This is a genomic window from Succinivibrio dextrinosolvens DSM 3072 (genome assembly GCF_900167015.1).
Classification (GTDB): Bacteria; Pseudomonadota; Gammaproteobacteria; order Enterobacterales; family Succinivibrionaceae; genus Succinivibrio; species Succinivibrio dextrinosolvens.
In genome coordinates this window covers 95,511-113,758 of the sequence record NZ_FUXX01000004.1, presented here as the reverse complement: position 1 = coordinate 113,758, position 18,248 = coordinate 95,511, and the positions used below count along the sequence as shown (strand labels likewise).

Below are 18,248 nucleotides of genomic sequence, written 5' to 3'. Positions count from 1 at the left end.
GCTGCTTCTTTTAATAATTAACGAGACTGTGTATTCTACCTTCTGTAGAAAATCAAATAAAGCCTAAAAAATAAAAGTCTACAAAATTTTTGTAGACTTTAAAAACAATTTATAGATTTTTCAAAACAGTTATTAGCCCCATAAAAATGTGACAAAACAGTCATCTTTCATTTTTGGTAAGTTTATTTCTATTTGTTTGTGTCTAATTTTTTATACATAATCAAAATGTAACCAATTCGTTCTACTACAATCACAAGTAAGGAAGGAAAAATCATCCTAATTTGTTGTTATTGAAATTGATTTTATTCTTCAAAATCGTTTTTTCTGTTTTGCTTTATAGAATGGTGTGAATATGGGTATTAAGGTTCGTCTTGCTATATTGAACTTTCTTCATATGGGTGCATGGGGGGCTTACCTCATAAGTATGGGAAACTATTTTGTTCACATTGGTCTGGCAAGCCGTATTGGATCTTTTTACGCTCTGATTGGTATCGTTTCATTTTTTACACCTACCATAGCAGGAATTATTGCTGACAGATATATTCAGCCTGTAAGAGTGTTAGGACTGTGTCATCTTCTGTGCGGTCTGGGCATGATGGTTCTGTTCTACATAGGCGGTCAGCCGGATGCTGGAATGTACTACTCAAAAATGTACATGGTCTATTTCTTCTGCATTGCCTGTTACATGGGTTCATACTCTCTGGTACTTTCTGTTTCCTATACACTTTTGGAGCAGGAAAATCTGGATACTGTAAAGCACTTCCCTTCAATCAGAGTTTTTGGTTCTATCGGCTTTGTTGTTCTGATGTGGATTACCGATATTCTGAACTATGAGACAACAGAAAAGCAGTTTATGCTTTCTGGAATAATAAGCCTGCTTTTCTTCCTCTATACTTTTACTCTGCCTATCTGTAATCATCAGAAGCAGTTAAAGCATCAGACCTTAAGAGAAATGTTCGGACTTAATGCCTTTGGTCTGTTTAAGAATAAGGAGCTGTGTATCTTCTTCATATTCTCAGCACTTCTGGGTGTAAATCTGCAGATTGCAAATGCATACGGTACCCCATACCTTTCAAGCTTCTCAAGTATGGCTGAGTATGCTGACTCATTTGCTGTTAAGCATTCTAATATTCTTTATTCTCTCTCTCAGATCAGTGAATGCGGCTGTCTGCTTTTGATTCCATTCTTCCTAAAACGCTTTGGCATTAAGGCAGTTATGCTTCTTGCAATGGCCGCCTGGGCATTAAGATTCTTCTTTATGGGCGAGGGTAATCCTGGTTCAGGTCTATACCTTCTGATCCTATCAATGGTTGTATACGGATTTGCATTTGATTTCTTCGTAATCTCAAGTTCAATCTACATTGACAATAGAGCTCCAAATAATATCCGCAGCAGTGCGCAGGGACTGTTCTGGATGATGGCTAATGGTGTCGGCTCGTCAGTTGGCTCCATGTTCGCTCAGTCTGTAATCAATATGAATACTGATGTAGAAGGGAAAATAGACTGGTATCCAAGCTGGATGAGTTTCAGTGTGTATGCCCTGATTATCTGTATACTGTTCTACTTTATGTTCCATACAAAAGTAGAGGAGAGTGCTGAATCCCAGTCTGATATAAAAGCTTCTGAATAATCTTTTCGAGTTTTTTTAGATAAAGTAACCACCGTACGGTGGTTACTTTTTGGTGGAAGGCTAATTCTTTGGATGAGTCAGTTTATCACTTTCTTTTTTTGCCATTTCCATTGCATGAAGAAAATCTGAATTAGTGTGCAGTCTTGCATTTACATATCCCGCTATTAAAGCACCAGCTTCAATATCAGACTGCCAGTGGAATCCTCATACAACTCTGTAGTAGCCGAATTTTTGTCCTGCATTGATTATTTCAATCTGTTTTGAAGGAACAATCTCACTTAAAATCAGTGCCACCAGATTTCCATATGCTGAATGAGCTGATGGGTAAGAGCCTGAGTTTACGTGGTCGCGATCATCTTCAATTGTGGAACAGGTTCTCTCTTTATAATATACAAAAGGTCTTACTCTCTGATAGTGCTGTTTTGTGGATTTTGTTCCGCCTGTTTTTGCATCCTTAAATACTCTGGTAATTAGATAATATGTCCAGGGTGTATTTTCCTTTGAAATATTAAGACCGGTTTCCTTTGAGTAAAAACGCGATATATCCCTTGGATCATAGGATGCGAAGGTTCTGGCATCATTCCAGACTTGTGTATCCTTAAGGCGTCTGGTTTCCTTATATATTTTCTTATCTCTTTCAAACTCAAGTGACTTATCCTTTGGAGGAGTTGGAATAGAAAGATAATATTCAGGGTAGGATTTTTTGTCGATAAAAGGCTTTGGATTTGCTTCGTCTATTGTAGGTATTACTGAATTATCCATATGCGAATTATTGGCTGTATTTGATGCTGATCCCTGCAATGAACAACCAGTAAGCCCAAGTGAAAGCGTAAGTGCAGTAACGAGTATTTTTGTATGAATATATAATCCTTTCTTAACTTATATCTGAATCATTCCCAACAAAATCAACATGTAAGTCAAGTATAGGGTCTTTTTTAAACTTTTTACTGAAGAATGACTCTGTTTTACTTTCTTTTGTATGGATGAATTGCTATTTCTGTGCAATCGATGTCGTTTCTTGTTGAAAAATCTCAAAATGAAGTAGAATTTCCTAAGTACTACATTTAATCAGTTTCAAATAATCGGAGAAGTAATGTCCAAAGCAGAAAAAAACAGAATTTTCCTTGTCGGTCCTATGGGAGCAGGTAAAAGTTCCATCGGAAAATCATTGGCATTACTTACTCAGAAACCATTTATCGATGTTGATGAAGAGATTGTAAGAACAACTTTAAAGAGCATCCCGGAGATTTTTGAAGAATCGGGAGAGAGTGGATTTCGAAAGGTTGAAACTGAAGTTCTTAAAAAATGTCTTAAATATGAGGCAGTGATAGCAACCGGCGGTGGAATCGTAGGTTCTGAGGAGAACCGCCAGATTCTAAAGGACAATGGCTTTGTTGTTTATCTATATGCCGATGTTGATACCCAGTATTTAAGAACAATGAACGATTCAAATCGACCAATGATCAACGTGGCAGATCCAAAAGCCAGACTAAACGAGATATTCTCCAAGCGAAAGCCTTTATATGAAGAGGTTCAGGACTGTCTGGTCGATACCAATACTCATACAATAAAAGAATGTGTAGAACAGATTAAGGCAGAAATCAGGAAATAATCAAAGATGGAAAATATAACAGTCGGACTTAATGAGCGTTCATATCCAATTTACATCGGTACTTCCCAGCATTATGGTGAACTGGTCAGAAAAGCTCTGCCTAAAATCACTGATCTTATGGTTGTAACTAATGATACTGTTGGACCTCTTTATTTTGATTCTCTTAAAAAACAGCTTGAAGAATCTGGTTTTAAAGTCTGCCAGTGTGTATTAAAAGATGGTGAGGCCTATAAAACAATCGACAGTTTCTGGGCAATTCAGACAGCTCTGCTTGAGAACAATTTTGCCCGTGACAGCGCCATTGTAGCATTAGGAGGTGGTGTTGTCGGTGATATGGCAGGCTTTGCAGCTGCAACCTATCAGAGAGGCATTCCTTTTATTCAGATTCCAACTACTCTTCTGGCAATGGTTGATTCTTCTGTCGGTGGTAAAACCGCCATCAATCATCCTTTAGGAAAGAATATGATCGGTGCTTTTTATCAGCCAAAAGCTGTTATAGCTGATCTTGAAACCCTAAAGACTCTTCCAAAGAGAGAATTAACTGCAGGTCTTGGTGAAGTGGTTAAAACTGCCATTATCTATGACGCTGATTTCTTCAGCTATCTTGAGAAGAATATTGAAAAAGTCTTCGATTATGATCTGGAGGTTATTGCCTGGATCGTAAAGTGCTGCTGTCAGATTAAGGCCAGCGTGGTTTCAGAGGATGAAAAGGAGCATGGTCTTCGAGCAATCCTGAATTACGGTCATACCTTTGGTCATGCCATAGAGGCTTTTTTAGGATTTGGAACCTGGCTTCATGGAGAGGCTGTTGGTCTTGGAATGGTAATAGCTTCAGCTCTTGCTAAAAAGCGTGGTCTGATTTCTGAAAGTGATGACAGAAAAATGTTGGAGCTTTGCAGAAAGGCTCTGCTTCCAACCAAGATCCCTGAGAATATGACAGCTGATGATTTTATAAAACATATGCGTCATGATAAAAAGGTAAGACAGGGAACAATCAGATATGTTCTTCCAACTTCAATCGGTAAAGTTGAAATATTTTCTGACGTATCCGATGAAGAGATAAAAAATCTGATTAACTGTCTGAAATAATGTAGTAAAATCCCAGTAGTTAATGGAAAGATTTAATTAAAGATTGTGTCTAACCTCAAGCTAAGCATGGATATGTATATTCGTGTGCTGGAACAGAGTGTTCAGACATGACAGCTATCGATTGGAATTACTGGGGACCTGATGAAATATCAGAATTTTTCAACCGCAAAGTCATTATTGGACTGCGTGAAACATCTGCAGTCTGACTTGGAATACGGTGAAAAAATTATTTTTCTGACCGGTAATTCTGGAAGCGGTAGAACAAGTGTCTGTGAACACATTGTGAATGCGCTTGATGAGACTTTTTCTACTGTCTTTATTCCCTGCCAGAGGGAAATGTCTATAGAACGTCTCAGACAGCTTTTTCTTCAGCAGGCAGCTCCTGCTGATAAATGGGATGAGACAGTTCCTTTATATCAGAGCTTTAAATCCTTATCTATTCCTGTAAGACAGAAACTGCTGGTTGTAATAGATAATATTGATGATGTTATTACAACCTTCTCTGATGAAGTATTCGAACTCTTTTCTCAGTTTTTAGGTCAAAATCGATTTTCATTTTTGATCACATCTCATCCTTTGTGGGCTCAGGCTAAGATCTCTTCTTCATTAAATGATAAGCTTGAAGTGAAAGAGTATGAAATTCCAAAAATTTCTATGCAGGAGTCTTTGGAAATCAGCAGACAGTTATTTGAACATGCTGGGCTTGAGAAAGTATATAACGTAATTTTGCCTAAATTACCTAATGCTCTTGAGGCATGTGATGGTAATCTGGGGAGAATCATCAAACTAACGGAGACTTTTATGGCAGATCCAATTGAAGTAGAGAAAGATCAACAGAATCAGAATGTTGATAAGAATGTGTCTGAAGTAAAGAAACACAGCAGTACAGGTATTTTTATTGCTATTGTCTGTGTAGTGATTGTTTTGGCCTGCCTCATTCCTGTTTTCCTTGGAACCAATGTAGTTGATAAACTTTTTGGAAAAACTCCTGCGGAGGATCCGGCCAAGCAGAAGGTTGAGGTTTCAACTTCAATTGCAGATCCATCTGCAAATAAGCTTACCTTCGGTGACGAGGGAGACAAAAAGGAGCAGAGCGTAAGCGATGATCCTCTTGCTGTATCAGCAGGTTCAATCAGCGATATCAAAGCTAATGGACCAAAAGGTTCAGAGAAAGAGGCTGTTCATGATGAAGGAGGTCTTCTTCCAAAGGTTGAAGGTGGCGTAGAAGCTGAAGAAGTAAAATCTACAACCAAGAATTCTGTTACTCTTCAGGGCGAGGCTTTAGAGGCAATTGAAGGAAAGGGGGCTGATTCTAAATCAGACGATCCCAGGCGAGGATTGGCAGGATCTTTAAACAAACAGGATAAGGCAAAGTCTGAGAAAGAAACTGCTGTTTCTAAATCAGACAAGATCGCTGCCAATAAAACTGATAAAGCTGACAAAACTGAAGTGGCTCCTTTAGCTGTACTAAAGAGAGAAAACAGTATCCTTTATAAGGATAAAATCCAGAAAGAGGATGAAGCTATTGCATTAAAGCGTAAGGCTGATGAAGAGGCTGCAATTAAGCTCGCTCAGGCACAGGAACAGGCCAAAAAAGATTTAGCTGCTAAGGAAAAGGCTAAACAGAAGGCTGAAACTAAAGCAGCAGAGGTTAAAGAAACAGCTCAGACACCAAAGAAGAAAGAGCCTGTAAGTTCAGGAATTCCTGCAAAGAGAAATTCCAGAGCATATCTGGGTGAAAATTCAGAAATTGATTCTATGAACTCAAATCATTATACTCTTCAGGTGTTAGCAGGAACTGATAAATCAGCTTTGCAGAGAGCTGCAACATACATTGACGGCAAATACTGGATTTATTCAACAGTTCGTAACGGAAGAGCCTGGCATGTTCTGATTACAGGTGACTTTGCATCTCCTCGTGCAGCAGTGGATGCAAGCAGAGGTTTCCCTGCATCAATTAGAAATGCAGGTCCGTTTGCTAAAACTTTCGATAAAGTTAAAACTGAAATGAGATTGCAATAATCGTGAAAGAGAAAAATTTTTTGATAGCAGGTTCTATCCTGTCAGCTGACCTTTTAAATCTTGAAAGAGATGTGAAGGAGGCTTTAGATGTAGGTGTTGATGTAATTCATTTTGATGTAATGGATTACCATTTTGTTCCAAATATGACATTTGGTCCTGCTTTCCTCAAAGCAATGAGAAAGAAGTTTCCTGATGCAGTATTTGATGTCCATCTGATGGTTACACCTGTTACCGAAAATATTGTTGACGATTATGCAAAAGCAGGAGCAAGCTGGATTTCATTCCATCCTGAAGCATGTGTTCATACTGAAAGAATGCTAACCCATATTCAGGAGATGGGAATAAAGGCTGGTCTTGCTCTAAATCCTTCAACTCCTCCTCAGATGCTTCGTTATCTGTGGGATAAGCTTGATTTTGTTCTTGTAATGACCGTAAATCCTGGTTTTGGCGGACAGTCTACTATTCCCGCAACTCTTACCAAGGTTGCAGATATCAAGGCTATGGCTAAGGCTGAGAACAAGGACATCTTAATTGAAGTTGACGGTGGTGTAAAATCTACCAATATCAAAGAGATAGCTTCATATGGTGCAGAAGTGTTCGTAGTTGGTTCCGCATTCTTTGGAACTCCTGACAAGAGCGCTGCACTATCATCATTACACAGTGCATTAGCATAAGATTAAAATGTCAAAATTAAAGTCTCTTCCAGAGGCCCTTCTTTTTGACCTTGACGGCACTTTAGCAGATACAATCGTACAGCTTGCTAAGGCAGCAAGAGCAAGTGCCGTTTCCTTAGGTCTGAATCCTCCAGCACAGAAAAACGTTCAGGAATATGTCGGCAACGGTGTAAATATGCTTCTTGCAAGAGTTATTGCCGGAAGATTTGATATCACCCTTGATGATGTCGATAAAGAGCTTCTATTAAAAGCCAGAGAAGTCTTTAATCACGTTTATGCTGAAGGCTTAAAAACAGATTTCAGAGTTTATGATGGTGTAATCGAAGGCCTTAAGTATTTTAAGAAAAGAGGAATAAAACTTGCGGTTGTTACCAATAAACCTCAAATTTTTGCTGATCCTTTGTTAAAATGCATGGGCATTTATGATTATTTTGATTTTGTTTTAGGCGGTGAAGTCCTAAAGCAGAGAAAGCCTGATCCTGCACCATTACAGTACTGTCTTGATAAAATAGGCGTTTCTAACGATAAAGCAGTGATGATTGGTGATTCAGATAATGATATCATAGCAGGTCTGAATGCAAAGATTTGTACTGTCTTTTTTACTTACGGCTATAATCGAGCAAATCTAGATGAGCTTGACATAGACTATAAATTTGATAGTTTTACACAACTAATTGAACTAATAAAATCATTTAAATAAAGGTAAAGAAAAATGTCTAAACCAATTATCTTCAGTGGCATCCAGCCATCTGGTGAATTATCAGTAGGTAACTACATTGGTTCTTTACGCAACTGGGTTAAACTGCAGGATGATTATGACTGCATATATTGCGTTGTAAACGAGCACGCAATTACTGTTAGACAGGATCCAAAAGAGCTTCTAAACCGCTCTTACGATACACTTGCTATTTTCCTTGCTGCTGGAATTGATCCTAACAAGAGCACTATTTTCCTACAGTCTCATGTACCTGCTCACTGTCAGCTTTCATGGGTATTAAACTGCTACACTCAGGTTGGCGAGCTAAACAGAATGACTCAGTACAAGGACAAGTCAAAGAGATATGCTGATAATGTTACAGCTGGTCTATTTGATTATCCTGTACTGATGGCTGCTGATATTCTTCTGTATCAGGCAAATCTTGTACCTGTTGGTGATGATCAGAAGCAGCACATTGAAATTACAAGAGATATTGCAACCCGTTTCAACAATCTTTACGGTGACACTTTCGTTCTTCCTGAGGGCTATTTCCCTAAGACTGGCGCAAGAGTTATGTCTCTGCAGGAGCCTACCAAGAAGATGTCAAAATCTGATGATAATCAGAATAACGTTGTAAGAATTCTTGAAGAGCCAAAATCAATCATCAAGAAACTTAAGAAGGCTGTAACCGATTCAGATAATCCTCCTGTAATCAAGTACGACTGGGAAAATAAGCCTGGTGTATCTAATCTGCTTGAGATTCTTTCTGCTTGTAACGGCAAGAGTATTGAAGAGCTTGTTGAGCAGTATAAGGATTCTATGTACGGTACCTTCAAGTGTGATGTTGGTGATGCTCTTGTTGCAATGTTAGAGCCAATCCAGACCAGATACAAGGAAATCAGAGCTGACCAGGGCTATCTTGACGAAGTTCTAAAGAACGGTGCTATAAAGGCTCGCGAAAGAGCTCAGAAGACTCTTGATGATGTTTACAAGAAGGTTGGCTTTGCTCTAGAAGCCTAATTTGAAATCATATCCTCCTGTCCTTAGGAGAGGAGGATATTCTTAAATCTCTCAGATTTATCCTCCATCCTCTCTAGCTATTCAGCAATAATGCTTTTCTGAACCGCTGTTTATCTGTCAAAAGTTAAAGCCATTCCTGTTGTTTCATTAACTATTTTTCCATTTTCAACAATATGATTTCCATTAACGATTGTATGAACAACAGTTGAAGGGAATGTATGTCCAGTAAATGGAGACCATTTGCATGAGGAGGCTATATCGTTCTCGTTAACATTATGATTTAAAAGAGGATTGATGATAGCTAAATCAGCAAAATATCCTTCCTCAATTCTTCCTCTGTTTTCAATATGGAATCTCTGAGCTACATTTTCTGCAGTAACCTTTGCGATAGTCTCAAGAGTTATTTCCTTTCTCTTCCATAATTCCAGAAGACTTAAGCATGAATACTGAACGGAAGGCAGTCCTGAGGCACATTTAAAGTAGGTTCCCTGTTTTGCCTGTATTTCATGTGGCGCATGGTCTGTGCCGACTGTTGTAAGTGTCCCGTTTTCAAGCGCATTAACGATAGCAAGTCTATCTTTTTCTGTCTTTACTGCTGGGTTACATTTTAAGAAAGCATTCTTCTGAATATAATCTGATTCAGAGAAGAATAGGTGAGGAATACAGGCTTCTCCAGATATCTGTCTGGTTTTAACATTGCCGAATTTTAATTGCTCAAGCATTGCAATTTCTTCTTTTGTGGAAATATGCATGATATGAATTCTGGCACCGGTCTGCATAGCAAGCTGAATCGCCAATGTTGAAGAAGCTATACAGCAGTCTCTGTTTCTAATTAAAGGGTGCATTGAGAATGGAACATTATCAGCGTATGATTCCTTTGCTTTTTTCTCATTTCTAAGGATGGTGGCTGTATCTTCACAGTGAAGAGCAATGATGGTTCTTGCAGACTCGAAAATACCGTATAGTTTCTCAGCATTATCAACAAGCAGATTTCCTGTTGAAGAGCCCATAAATACCTTAATACCTGCAATCTCTTTTACAGGAGCCCTCTTTATTTCTTCCAGATTGTTGTCTGTTGCTCCAAGATAGAATCCATAGTTGGCAAGAGAATTCTTTTGGGCTATTTCTTTTTTCTGGTTGATAAGTTCAATAGTAGTTGTTGCCGGATTGTTGTTAGGCATATCCAGATAAGAGGTAACACCACCTAAAACTGCAGCTCTGGATTCAGAGTAGATTGTTGCTTTTTGAGTCATTCCTGGCTCGCGGAAGTGCACATGATCGTCGATAAGGCCTGGAAGCACAATATGTTCATGACATTCAATGATTTTGGCCTGTGAGTCAGAAATATCGTTATCTATTTTTGTTATTAATTGTCCTTCAATAAGCAGATCTTTGCGTATAATACGCTCTGGGGTAACCAGCAGAGCATTTTTTAATAACAGTTTGGTCATATTAACTCCGAAATTTTTTCAATATTTTACAAGATAAAGAGACACTTAAGAAATGAGTGAAAGTGATAATTTATTTGCACCTAGATTCAGCATCAAGGATGTAACAATTCATAAAAAAGAGCGCGTTTACAAACAGTTTTTCGCTATGGACAGATATGAGGTTTCATATAAGCAGTTTTCGGGCGGTGAAACTAAGGTTTTAGTAAGAGAAATATTTGAAAGAGATGCGGATGCCGTTGCTGTTTTAGTATGGGATGAGAAAACCGACGAGGTTGCGTTAATTGAACAGTTCCGTCCTGGTGCTTTAAAGGATGCTGAGAGTCCTTGGCTTATTGAAATTGTTGCTGGCATTATCGATAAAGGCGAGAGCTGTGAACAGACTGCAATCAGAGAAGTAAAAGAAGAAATCGGTATTGATTTAAAGCCTGAGGATTTATGCTTTATCACTTCAGAATACCCATCTCCAGGTGGAATTTCAGAGATGGTTACCTTGTATGTAGCCAAGGCTGATTTATCAAATCTTGGAAATCATGGTGGTCTTGAAATCGAATCAGAGGATATTCGTGTATTTAAGGCTAAACTTGATGATGCTTACGAAAATGTAATGAATGGTCGTATTCACAACTCAGTTGCTATTATCGCAATCATGAATCTGAAGTGGGAAAAGGCGAAAATTGTAAAACGTTTGCAAAATAATAAAAACTAAATCACATTTTTGGTACAGAGGGTTTAAAAAATTTGTCTTTTCCTATAGAATTGCCTAACTTTTTAAATTCAAAAGAAGAAGTACATTGGTACTAATCAATATACTTTTGTAAAAAAGTACCAATTTTCTAAAAATGAGCTAGCGATTACGTTATAAAGGTTCATTTTTTATTAGAATAACTAATATAGTGTTAAAACAAAGATAAGGTTAACAACAATGGCCCCTCGGTACTTAACTCCTAAAGCAGGCGATGGTACAGTCAGAGTTCTTCAGATTTCTGATTGTCATTTGTTTGCTGATCCTGAAAAAGATCTGTTAGGGGTAAATACGTCTGAGAGTTTTAAAGCTACAGTTCAGGCCATTAAAGAGCAGAATTTTGAATATGACTTTATCGCCTTTACCGGTGATATCAGTCAAGATTATTCTGCAACCTCATATCAACACTTCGCTTCTATAATTTCTGTTCTGGAAAAACCTGTATTCTTCCTGCCTGGAAACCATGATGATGGTCCTCTTATGTATAGAATCTTTGAGGATCTTGGGGTTAATATTGCAAAAAATGTTATTACTCCTAGATGGCAGTTTGTATTCCTGAATTCTGAGGTATACGCTGTTCCTCATGGCTGGATAGAAAGAAGACAGCTTGATTACACTGGCTTCTGTTCACAGAGAAATCCAGATCAGTTCATGGCTGTTCTTGTTCATCACATGCCGCAACTGGTTCATTCAGCCTGGCTTGATACGCAGACAATGCATAATCGTGATGAATTCAATGCATACATGCGACGTGTTCCTAATTTAAAACTGGTTCTTACAGGTCATGTTCATCAGGAATTTGACATGTATGATCATAATATCCGTTATATAGCATCCCCATCTACATCAATTCAGTTTACACCGTTGTCCAGTGATTTCTCTCTGGATAATCTAGCCCCTGGATGGAGATATCTGACTTTTTATCCTGATGGCAATATTGATACTCAGGTTTACAGACTTCAGAATAACGTCTTTATCCCAAATCATGATGTAGAGGGATATTAATGAAAATCATTTATATTCATGGTTTTCTTTCTACATCAAATGCTCAGAAGGCCCAGATCCTGAGACGGGAGCTTGGGAATTATTCTGATATTGAATTTCAGTCCGTAGACTATCCCGATGATCTTGAATACAGTGTTGAAAGTCTGAGTGAAATAATAAAAAAAGATCTTTATTCCGGAGTAAAACCTTTTCTTATAGGCAGTTCTCTTGGCGGATTTCTTTCAATTATTCTTTCTGTTCGTTTTGATCTTAAGATTGCTCTCATAAATCCATGCCTGTATCCTTCAGCCTGGATTAAGAAAATGGGGTATATCGGAAAGACTCTAACCAATTTTGACAGCGGAGAATCTTTTGTGGTTCGTCCTGAAGCCGTTGCCTACGTTGAAAAACTTGAAAAAGAACTTCCTTCATATCTTAAGGATAAGACCATGGTTCTTCTGCAGACAGGGGATGAGGTTTTAGATTACAGATATTCTCTTGATTTTTTTAAGGATATTGATGTTGATGTAGAGGAAGGTGGCTCTCATCGCTATGACAATTTTGAAAGTAAGATAGGAAAAATACTGAAATTCTTTGAGGAAAAATAAAGTATTGTCCTTTTCTCCCTGCGCTCCATCCGGTTTTCTAATCTTCTTGCTAAATTTATCCTAAGTTTGTTGTAACATAATAATAGGGTTAAATAATATGTGGGATGATTATGCGCATTTTAGTTGTTGAAGATGATCCATTGATTTCAAATGCACTTGAGAACAGTCTTAAGTCAAGTGCTTATGCTGTTGATTGTGTTTCTGATGGTAACCAGGCTCTTTATGCTCCTAAGGATATCAGCTATGACTGTATCCTTCTCGATCTTGGTCTGCCAGGAATTGACGGTGTTCAGCTTTTAAAAACATGGCGTTCTGAAAGCATATTTACTCCTGTAATAATTATTACAGCACGTGATGGTCTTGATGACCGTATTCAGGGCCTAGATGTAGGCGCTGACGATTACGTGGTCAAACCTTTTGATCTTACTGAGCTTCTTGCTCGAATCAGAGCAGTTACAAGACGAAGTGCAAATTCTAATGATGTGGTTTCTTTTACTAACGGCACTTTAACCCTGGATCCTGTAACCCATGAGGTTATGGTTAAGGACGAAGCCGGTGTATTAAGCCACTGTCCTCTAACATCCCGTGAATACTCTCTGCTTGAGGCATTACTACGTCGTCCGGGCGCTGTTTTATCAAGAGAGACTCTTGAAGACAAGATTTATGCATTTGGTGAAGAAGTTGAATCAAATGCGATCGAGTTTATCATTCACAACCTGCGCAAAAAGGTTGGCTCTGCAAATATTAAAAATGTCAGAGGTGTAGGTTGGAAGGTAATAAAGGGAAACTAATAAGGTCTCTGCGCTTAAAGCTTTGCGTTGCTCTGACTATTATTGGTATCGTTTATACAGGCTTTAGCTGTTATCGTTCATACAACAAAACCAAGATTGAGGCAGCATCGTTTATTGATGAGGAGCTTGCTCAGATAGCAAGTGTTATTGTCAATTATGATGTTATGCTTCCTAAATCCTGGGAAGGTCCATCTCTTAGAAGAAGAATCTTTCGTGATTTAAACGGAAATCTTTTATTTCCTCATCACGGTTCACAGTCATCGCTTCTTCCAATGCCTTCACTGAATGATCTTTTTGATAAGCATCAGGAAATCATGGTTGCCCCTCTGTTTGCGCAGCCAGGTGAAACCTTTTATTTTCCTTCAATGATTGAGGATGGCATTTATACCGTTCTTATTAAGGATAAACGTGTTAGAGCGTATGTTTCAACCAACAAGGCAGGTATTCGTTTTGTTGTTGCCCGCTCTTATGATCTTCTAGATGAAGTTGTTAATCAGGCTTTACTTCACTCTTTAAGTGAGTTCCTGCTGCTTCTGATTATCTACGTTCCAAGTACTATTTTTCTTGTTAATGTCATTTTCAGACCAGTCAAGAAGGTTGCTTCTGAGCTTGATGCTAGAAAGCACAATGATCTTTCTCCAATCAGAGCAACAAAGCTGCCATCAGAGCTTGATATCTTCATTGAGTCCATTAACCGTCTGTTTACTAAGACTCAGGGAGTAATGCAGAATGAACGTCGCTTTATTGCTGATGCAGCTCATGAGCTTAGAACTCCTTTAACCGCAATTTCTCTTCAGGCTCAGGCAATTCATGAGGGAGATCTTCCACATGAGGAAGCTGAAAAGATGAGTCAGCTTAAACAGGCTATTGCAAGACAGAGAACCCTTACCAATAACCTTTTGGAATATGCCCGTTCTCAGTGTGGACATGTTTTGAAGCTTCAGAATTTCTCTATAAAGGAGATATTTGTTGAGGTTATTGATGAAATCGGCTTCATTGCAGATAGGAAGAATATTGATTTAGGTCTTGAAGGTGAATGCGACATTCAGGTCTATACCGATAGAACCAATGTTAAGACCATCGTTACCAATCTGGTTTCAAACGCTCTAAAGTACACTCCTGATGGAGGAAGATGTGATCTTTCTTGTTCTGAGAGTGCCGACAAGAAAGTTGTTACCATTTACGTTGATGACACTGGTCCTGGTTTACTTCAAAAAGATCTTGATTTGGTATTTAATGCCTTCTATCGAGTTGGCGGAGATTCTGCTAAGGTCGAAGGTACAGGACTAGGTCTTTCAATTGTTAAATCTGCCTGCGACGAGATCAACGGAAGAATTGAACTTTCAAATCGTAATAAGGGTGGTCTAAGAGCTGCTGTTACCATTCCTAAGCGTAATTTTGCTTAGCTTCAGACAACCTTTGGATAAAAGTTCATTGCTAGGCTATTTCTACTTTATGTTCTAATTGCCTGAATCATAAAAAATCGAGACTGTATTCCAATCTTTTTTTCTGTCAGCAAGATCTGAATAATCTATTTTGATGATGAATTTATTTTCCCAATTGAAATTTAAGCGTTTTGCTAGATATATCTAATTCTCGCTAATGTGCTTTTATCCATGCTTTTTGCTAAAATGGAAATGATTATTAATTTGCAAAGATATACATACATTAGATTTATATGACAGATAACGTAAAAGATTATACAGGCGCTTCTATTGAGGTTTTGAAAGGTTTAGAACCAGTTCGTAGAAGACCAGGTATGTACACCGATACTCAGAATCCAAATCATCTGGGTATGGAAGTTATAGATAACAGTGTGGATGAGGCGGTTGCAGGTTTTGCTTCCGTCATCAATGTAACTCTTTATGAGGATGAATCCTTAGAGGTTGAAGATAACGGAAGAGGTATGCCTGTTGATCTGCATCCTGTCGAAAAGATCCCTGCAATTGAGCTTATTCTGACCAAGCTTCATGCTGGCGGTAAATTTAATTCTGACAGCTATAAGTTCTCAGGTGGTCTACACGGTGTTGGTGTATCTGTTGTAAATGCTCTGTCTAAAAAGCTTTCTGCTACTGTAAAGCGTGATGGAAATGTTTACCGTATTGTTTATGAGTATGGCAAGAAGTCTCAGAACCTTGAAGTAATTGGAAGCTGCGCAAAAAAAGATACCGGTACAACTGTTCATTTCTGGCCGGATGATCCATATTTTGACGATATTAAATTTAATGTTCAGACCTTAAAGCATCTATTAAAAGCCAAAGCTGTACTGTGCGAAGGTCTGACCATCAACTTTATAGATAAAATCCGCAACACAACTGATCAGTGGACCTATAACGGAAATCTTCAGACATATCTGACCAATCAGGTTCAGGGCAGAGTAATTGAGCCTCAGCCTCCATTTTTCGGTGTTGTAAAAAATGAGGATGAAGAGCTTGAATGGGCTGTTGGCTGGGAGATGGAAGGTCGAGGAACTCACTGCATCGGTGAATCCTTTGTAAACCTTATTCCTACCGTTGACGGCGGTACTCATGTTAATGGCTTCAGAAGCGGACTTACCTCAGCGATGAAGGAGTTCTGTGAACTGCACAACCTTCTGCCTCGTGGTATCAAGATTACTGCTGATGATGTCTGGTCAAGATGCAGCTATGTGATTTCCTTGAAAATGAGAGATCCTCAGTTTGCTGGTCAGACTAAAGAGAAGCTATCTTCTCGACACATTGCTGCTCTGGTTGATGGTATTATTTCCGATCGATTCTCCCTATGGCTTAATGCCAATGTTGAAAAGGCAACTGTTATTGCCAATCTGATCATTGAATCTGCTAGGGAAAGAGAGAATTCTGCTAAGGTGGTAGAACGTAAAAAAATCACCCGTGGCCCGGCTCTTCCAGGCAAGCTTGTTGACTGTACTTCAACAGATCCCTCAAGAGGAGAACTCTTTATTGTAGAGGGTGACTCTGCAGGTGGTTCAGCAAGACAGGCAAGAGACTCAAGCTGTCAGGCAATTCTTCCATTGCGTGGAAAGATCCTTAATACCTGGGAGAAGTCATCATCAGAGGCATTGGCTTCAGAGGAAATCAGAGCTATATCTATTGCTATTGGTATTGAGCCGGATGCTGATTCTCTTGAAGGATTACGCTACAACAAGATCTGCATCCTTGCCGATGCGGACTCCGATGGTCTACACATTGGAACTCTGCTATGCGGCCTTTTTGTTAAGCACTTTACTCAGCTTGTACGTGAAGGACATGTTTTTGTTGCCTGTCCTCCTCTTTTCAGAATTGACTCAGGAAAGCTCAAGGAATATGCCTTAGATGAAGAGGAGCTTGAGGTAAAACAGAAACAGCTTCTGAGAAAGGGCATAAAAAAGGAAAACATTAAGATCCAGCGATTCAAAGGTCTGGGTGAGATGAATCCTGAGCAGTTAAGAGAAACAACTCTTGCTCCTGAATCCCGTCGCCTGATGCAGCTAACTCTGACAACAGATGCAGATGAAGGCACATTTGCTCTTATGGATATGCTTTTATCCAGCAAGAGAGCCGCTGATCGTCGCCAGTGGATTGAAAATAACGGTGATAAGGCTGAAATGCTCGATTAAGTAAACTAAACTTAAGGTATGGCAGACAACGACGAAAAAACAGAACAACCGACAGGTAAAAAGTTAAGTGATGCAAGAAATAAAGGTCAGGTTCCTCGTTCAAAGGAAGCTGCGACCTTTATTGTTCTCTTGGCAGGTGTTCTTTCTCTATGGGCTTTTGCCGGAATGCTCGGTAAGTCAATTCGTCAGATCATGAATAATAGTTTTAATCTGACAAGAGATCAGATTTTCTATGAGGATGAAATCCGAAGGTTGTTTGTTGCCAATATTACCGAAATTGCTCTGCCTATTCTCTGTATTTCTGTAATTCTCTTTTTCTGCGGTATATTTGGCAATATCTTTGTTGGTGGCTTTAATTTTTCTCACGAGGCTTATCAGCCAAAATTCGATAAATTAAATCCTATAAACGGTATAGGAAGAATCTTTTCGTTAAACTCAATTGTTGAACTATTAAAAGGTATCTTAAAAGTAGCCTTTATTGGTTCTTTCTGTTATTTCGCTCTGTCTGGTCGAATCAATGAGGTTTTAACCTTATCCTATCTTGATCCTATCGGCGCTATCAGACGTGCGATGATTCTGCTTTTGCAGTTTATGATTATTGTCGTTTGCGCGATGCTTCCAATTGTGCTTATAGATGTTCCTTATCAGAAGTGGCATTACCTAAAGCAGCTTCGAATGACAAAACAGGAAGTAAAAGACGAGTATAAGAATACAGAAGGTAATCCTCAGATTAAGGGCAAGATCAAGCAACTGCAGTTTCAGATGGCTGCCCGTCGTATGATGGCTAAGGTTCCTGCTGCTGATGTTGTGGTAACCAACCCTAATCATTATGCTGTGGCTTTATCATACGATCCAAATGGAACTCTTGCTCCTGTGGTTGTTGCAAAAGGTGTTGATGAAATTGCAGAGAAGATTAAAGAGATTGCCCGTGAAACCAACGTTCCTGTGATACCTATTCCTCCTCTTGCCCGTTCTTTGTACTACACAACCGAACTGGATACTGAAATTCCAAGAGGTCTGTTTAAGGCTGTAGCTCAGGTCCTTGCCTGGGTAATGGGCATGAAAGCCTTTAAAGAGGGTAAATCCCAGCAGAGACCTCGCGATCTGGATATGAATCCGTATATACCTGACGAACTTCGCTTCTAAATGTTCCATATTGGAACCTTTTCCTTAGTTTTACTATTTTTAGCTTTTTTTCTCGTCTCATTTCTTCTTTTTATTTTGCCAATTTCAAATTTTCAGTATTAAGCTGCAACAATTATTTGAAAATTAAGAGGAAGTTCAAAAAAAATTATCGATTTTGGTTTAATATTGTGTAGTACTTTGAGTATGA

General features: G+C 38.8%; 16 protein-coding genes. 14 read left to right on the top strand and 2 right to left on the bottom strand.

The window, feature by feature from the left end; genetic code table 11:
• Positions 1-352: 352 nt before the first annotated feature.
• The gene (locus tag B5D46_RS02305) at positions 353-1,630 is read left to right on the top strand and encodes an MFS transporter (protein ID WP_078928042.1); all 1,278 of its coding nucleotides are present in this window, start codon (positions 353-355) and stop codon (positions 1,628-1,630) included.
• Between the two features lie 204 nt (positions 1,631-1,834).
• Here B5D46_RS02305 and B5D46_RS02300 read toward each other — a convergent pair whose 3' ends face one another.
• Positions 1,835-2,431 (bottom strand): phosphatase PAP2 family protein, encoded by a 597-nt coding sequence (locus B5D46_RS02300; protein ID WP_143675589.1) that lies wholly within the window; start codon positions 2,429-2,431, stop codon positions 1,835-1,837.
• 292 nt (positions 2,432-2,723) lie between these two features.
• On the opposite strand from B5D46_RS02300, the gene B5D46_RS02295 reads away from it, so the two are divergent.
• The 6 genes from B5D46_RS02295 (at position 2,724) to trpS (ending at position 8,744) form a co-directional block, all read left to right on the top strand.
• The gene (locus B5D46_RS02295) at positions 2,724-3,242 is read left to right on the top strand and encodes a shikimate kinase (protein WP_078928040.1); all 519 of its coding nucleotides are present in this window, start codon (positions 2,724-2,726) and stop codon (positions 3,240-3,242) included.
• A gap of 6 nt (positions 3,243-3,248) precedes the next feature.
• On the top strand, positions 3,249-4,331 hold the full coding sequence (aroB, locus tag B5D46_RS02290; RefSeq protein WP_078928039.1) for a 3-dehydroquinate synthase: 1,083 nt from the start codon (positions 3,249-3,251) through the stop codon (positions 4,329-4,331).
• Positions 4,332-4,472: 141 nt separating this feature from the next.
• Positions 4,473-6,353, top strand: coding sequence for an AAA family ATPase (locus tag B5D46_RS02285; RefSeq protein ID WP_078928038.1), 1,881 nt, complete (start codon positions 4,473-4,475; stop codon positions 6,351-6,353).
• Positions 6,354-6,373: 20 nt separating this feature from the next.
• Positions 6,374-7,027 (top strand): ribulose-phosphate 3-epimerase, encoded by a 654-nt coding sequence (gene rpe / locus B5D46_RS02280; protein ID WP_234973806.1) that lies wholly within the window; start codon positions 6,374-6,376, stop codon positions 7,025-7,027.
• A 7-nt stretch (positions 7,028-7,034) separates the two neighbouring features.
• Complete coding sequence (locus B5D46_RS02275; RefSeq protein WP_078928036.1) at positions 7,035-7,727, top strand: HAD-IA family hydrolase; 693 nt, start codon at positions 7,035-7,037, stop codon at positions 7,725-7,727.
• Between the two features lie 12 nt (positions 7,728-7,739).
• On the top strand, positions 7,740-8,744 hold the full coding sequence (trpS, locus tag B5D46_RS02270; RefSeq protein WP_078928035.1) for a tryptophan--tRNA ligase: 1,005 nt from the start codon (positions 7,740-7,742) through the stop codon (positions 8,742-8,744).
• 110 nt (positions 8,745-8,854) lie between these two features.
• Here trpS and B5D46_RS02265 read toward each other — a convergent pair whose 3' ends face one another.
• On the bottom strand, positions 8,855-10,195 hold the full coding sequence (locus B5D46_RS02265; RefSeq protein ID WP_078928034.1) for a dihydroorotase: 1,341 nt from the start codon (positions 10,193-10,195) through the stop codon (positions 8,855-8,857).
• Positions 10,196-10,247: 52 nt separating this feature from the next.
• Between B5D46_RS02265 and B5D46_RS02260 the strand changes: the two genes are divergently transcribed.
• From B5D46_RS02260 to flhB, 7 genes are all read left to right on the top strand, one after another.
• Positions 10,248-10,901, top strand: coding sequence for an NUDIX domain-containing protein (locus tag B5D46_RS02260; protein WP_078928033.1), 654 nt, complete (start codon positions 10,248-10,250; stop codon positions 10,899-10,901).
• Between the two features lie 216 nt (positions 10,902-11,117).
• A complete protein-coding gene (gene cpdA, locus B5D46_RS02255) occupies positions 11,118-11,942 on the top strand; it encodes a 3',5'-cyclic-AMP phosphodiesterase (protein WP_078928032.1) in 825 nt (274 codons plus the stop codon).
• Positions 11,942-12,529: a YqiA/YcfP family alpha/beta fold hydrolase gene (locus B5D46_RS02250; RefSeq protein ID WP_078928031.1), complete on the top strand. Its 588-nt coding sequence runs from the start codon at positions 11,942-11,944 to the stop codon at positions 12,527-12,529. The genes cpdA and B5D46_RS02250 overlap by 1 nt, the downstream gene beginning before the upstream one ends.
• Positions 12,530-12,639: 110 nt before the next feature.
• Complete coding sequence (locus tag B5D46_RS02245) at positions 12,640-13,320, top strand: response regulator (RefSeq protein ID WP_031490974.1); 681 nt, start codon at positions 12,640-12,642, stop codon at positions 13,318-13,320.
• The gene (locus B5D46_RS02240) at positions 13,296-14,726 is read left to right on the top strand and encodes a sensor histidine kinase (RefSeq protein ID WP_078928030.1); all 1,431 of its coding nucleotides are present in this window, start codon (positions 13,296-13,298) and stop codon (positions 14,724-14,726) included. Before B5D46_RS02245 ends, B5D46_RS02240 begins: the two co-directional genes overlap by 25 nt.
• 272 nt (positions 14,727-14,998) lie before the next feature.
• Positions 14,999-16,915 (top strand): DNA topoisomerase IV subunit B, encoded by a 1,917-nt coding sequence (parE, locus tag B5D46_RS02235; RefSeq protein ID WP_078928029.1) that lies wholly within the window; start codon positions 14,999-15,001, stop codon positions 16,913-16,915.
• Between the two features lie 18 nt (positions 16,916-16,933).
• On the top strand, positions 16,934-18,061 hold the full coding sequence (gene flhB, locus B5D46_RS02230; protein ID WP_078928028.1) for a flagellar biosynthesis protein FlhB: 1,128 nt from the start codon (positions 16,934-16,936) through the stop codon (positions 18,059-18,061).
• Positions 18,062-18,248: the final 187 nt, after the last annotated feature.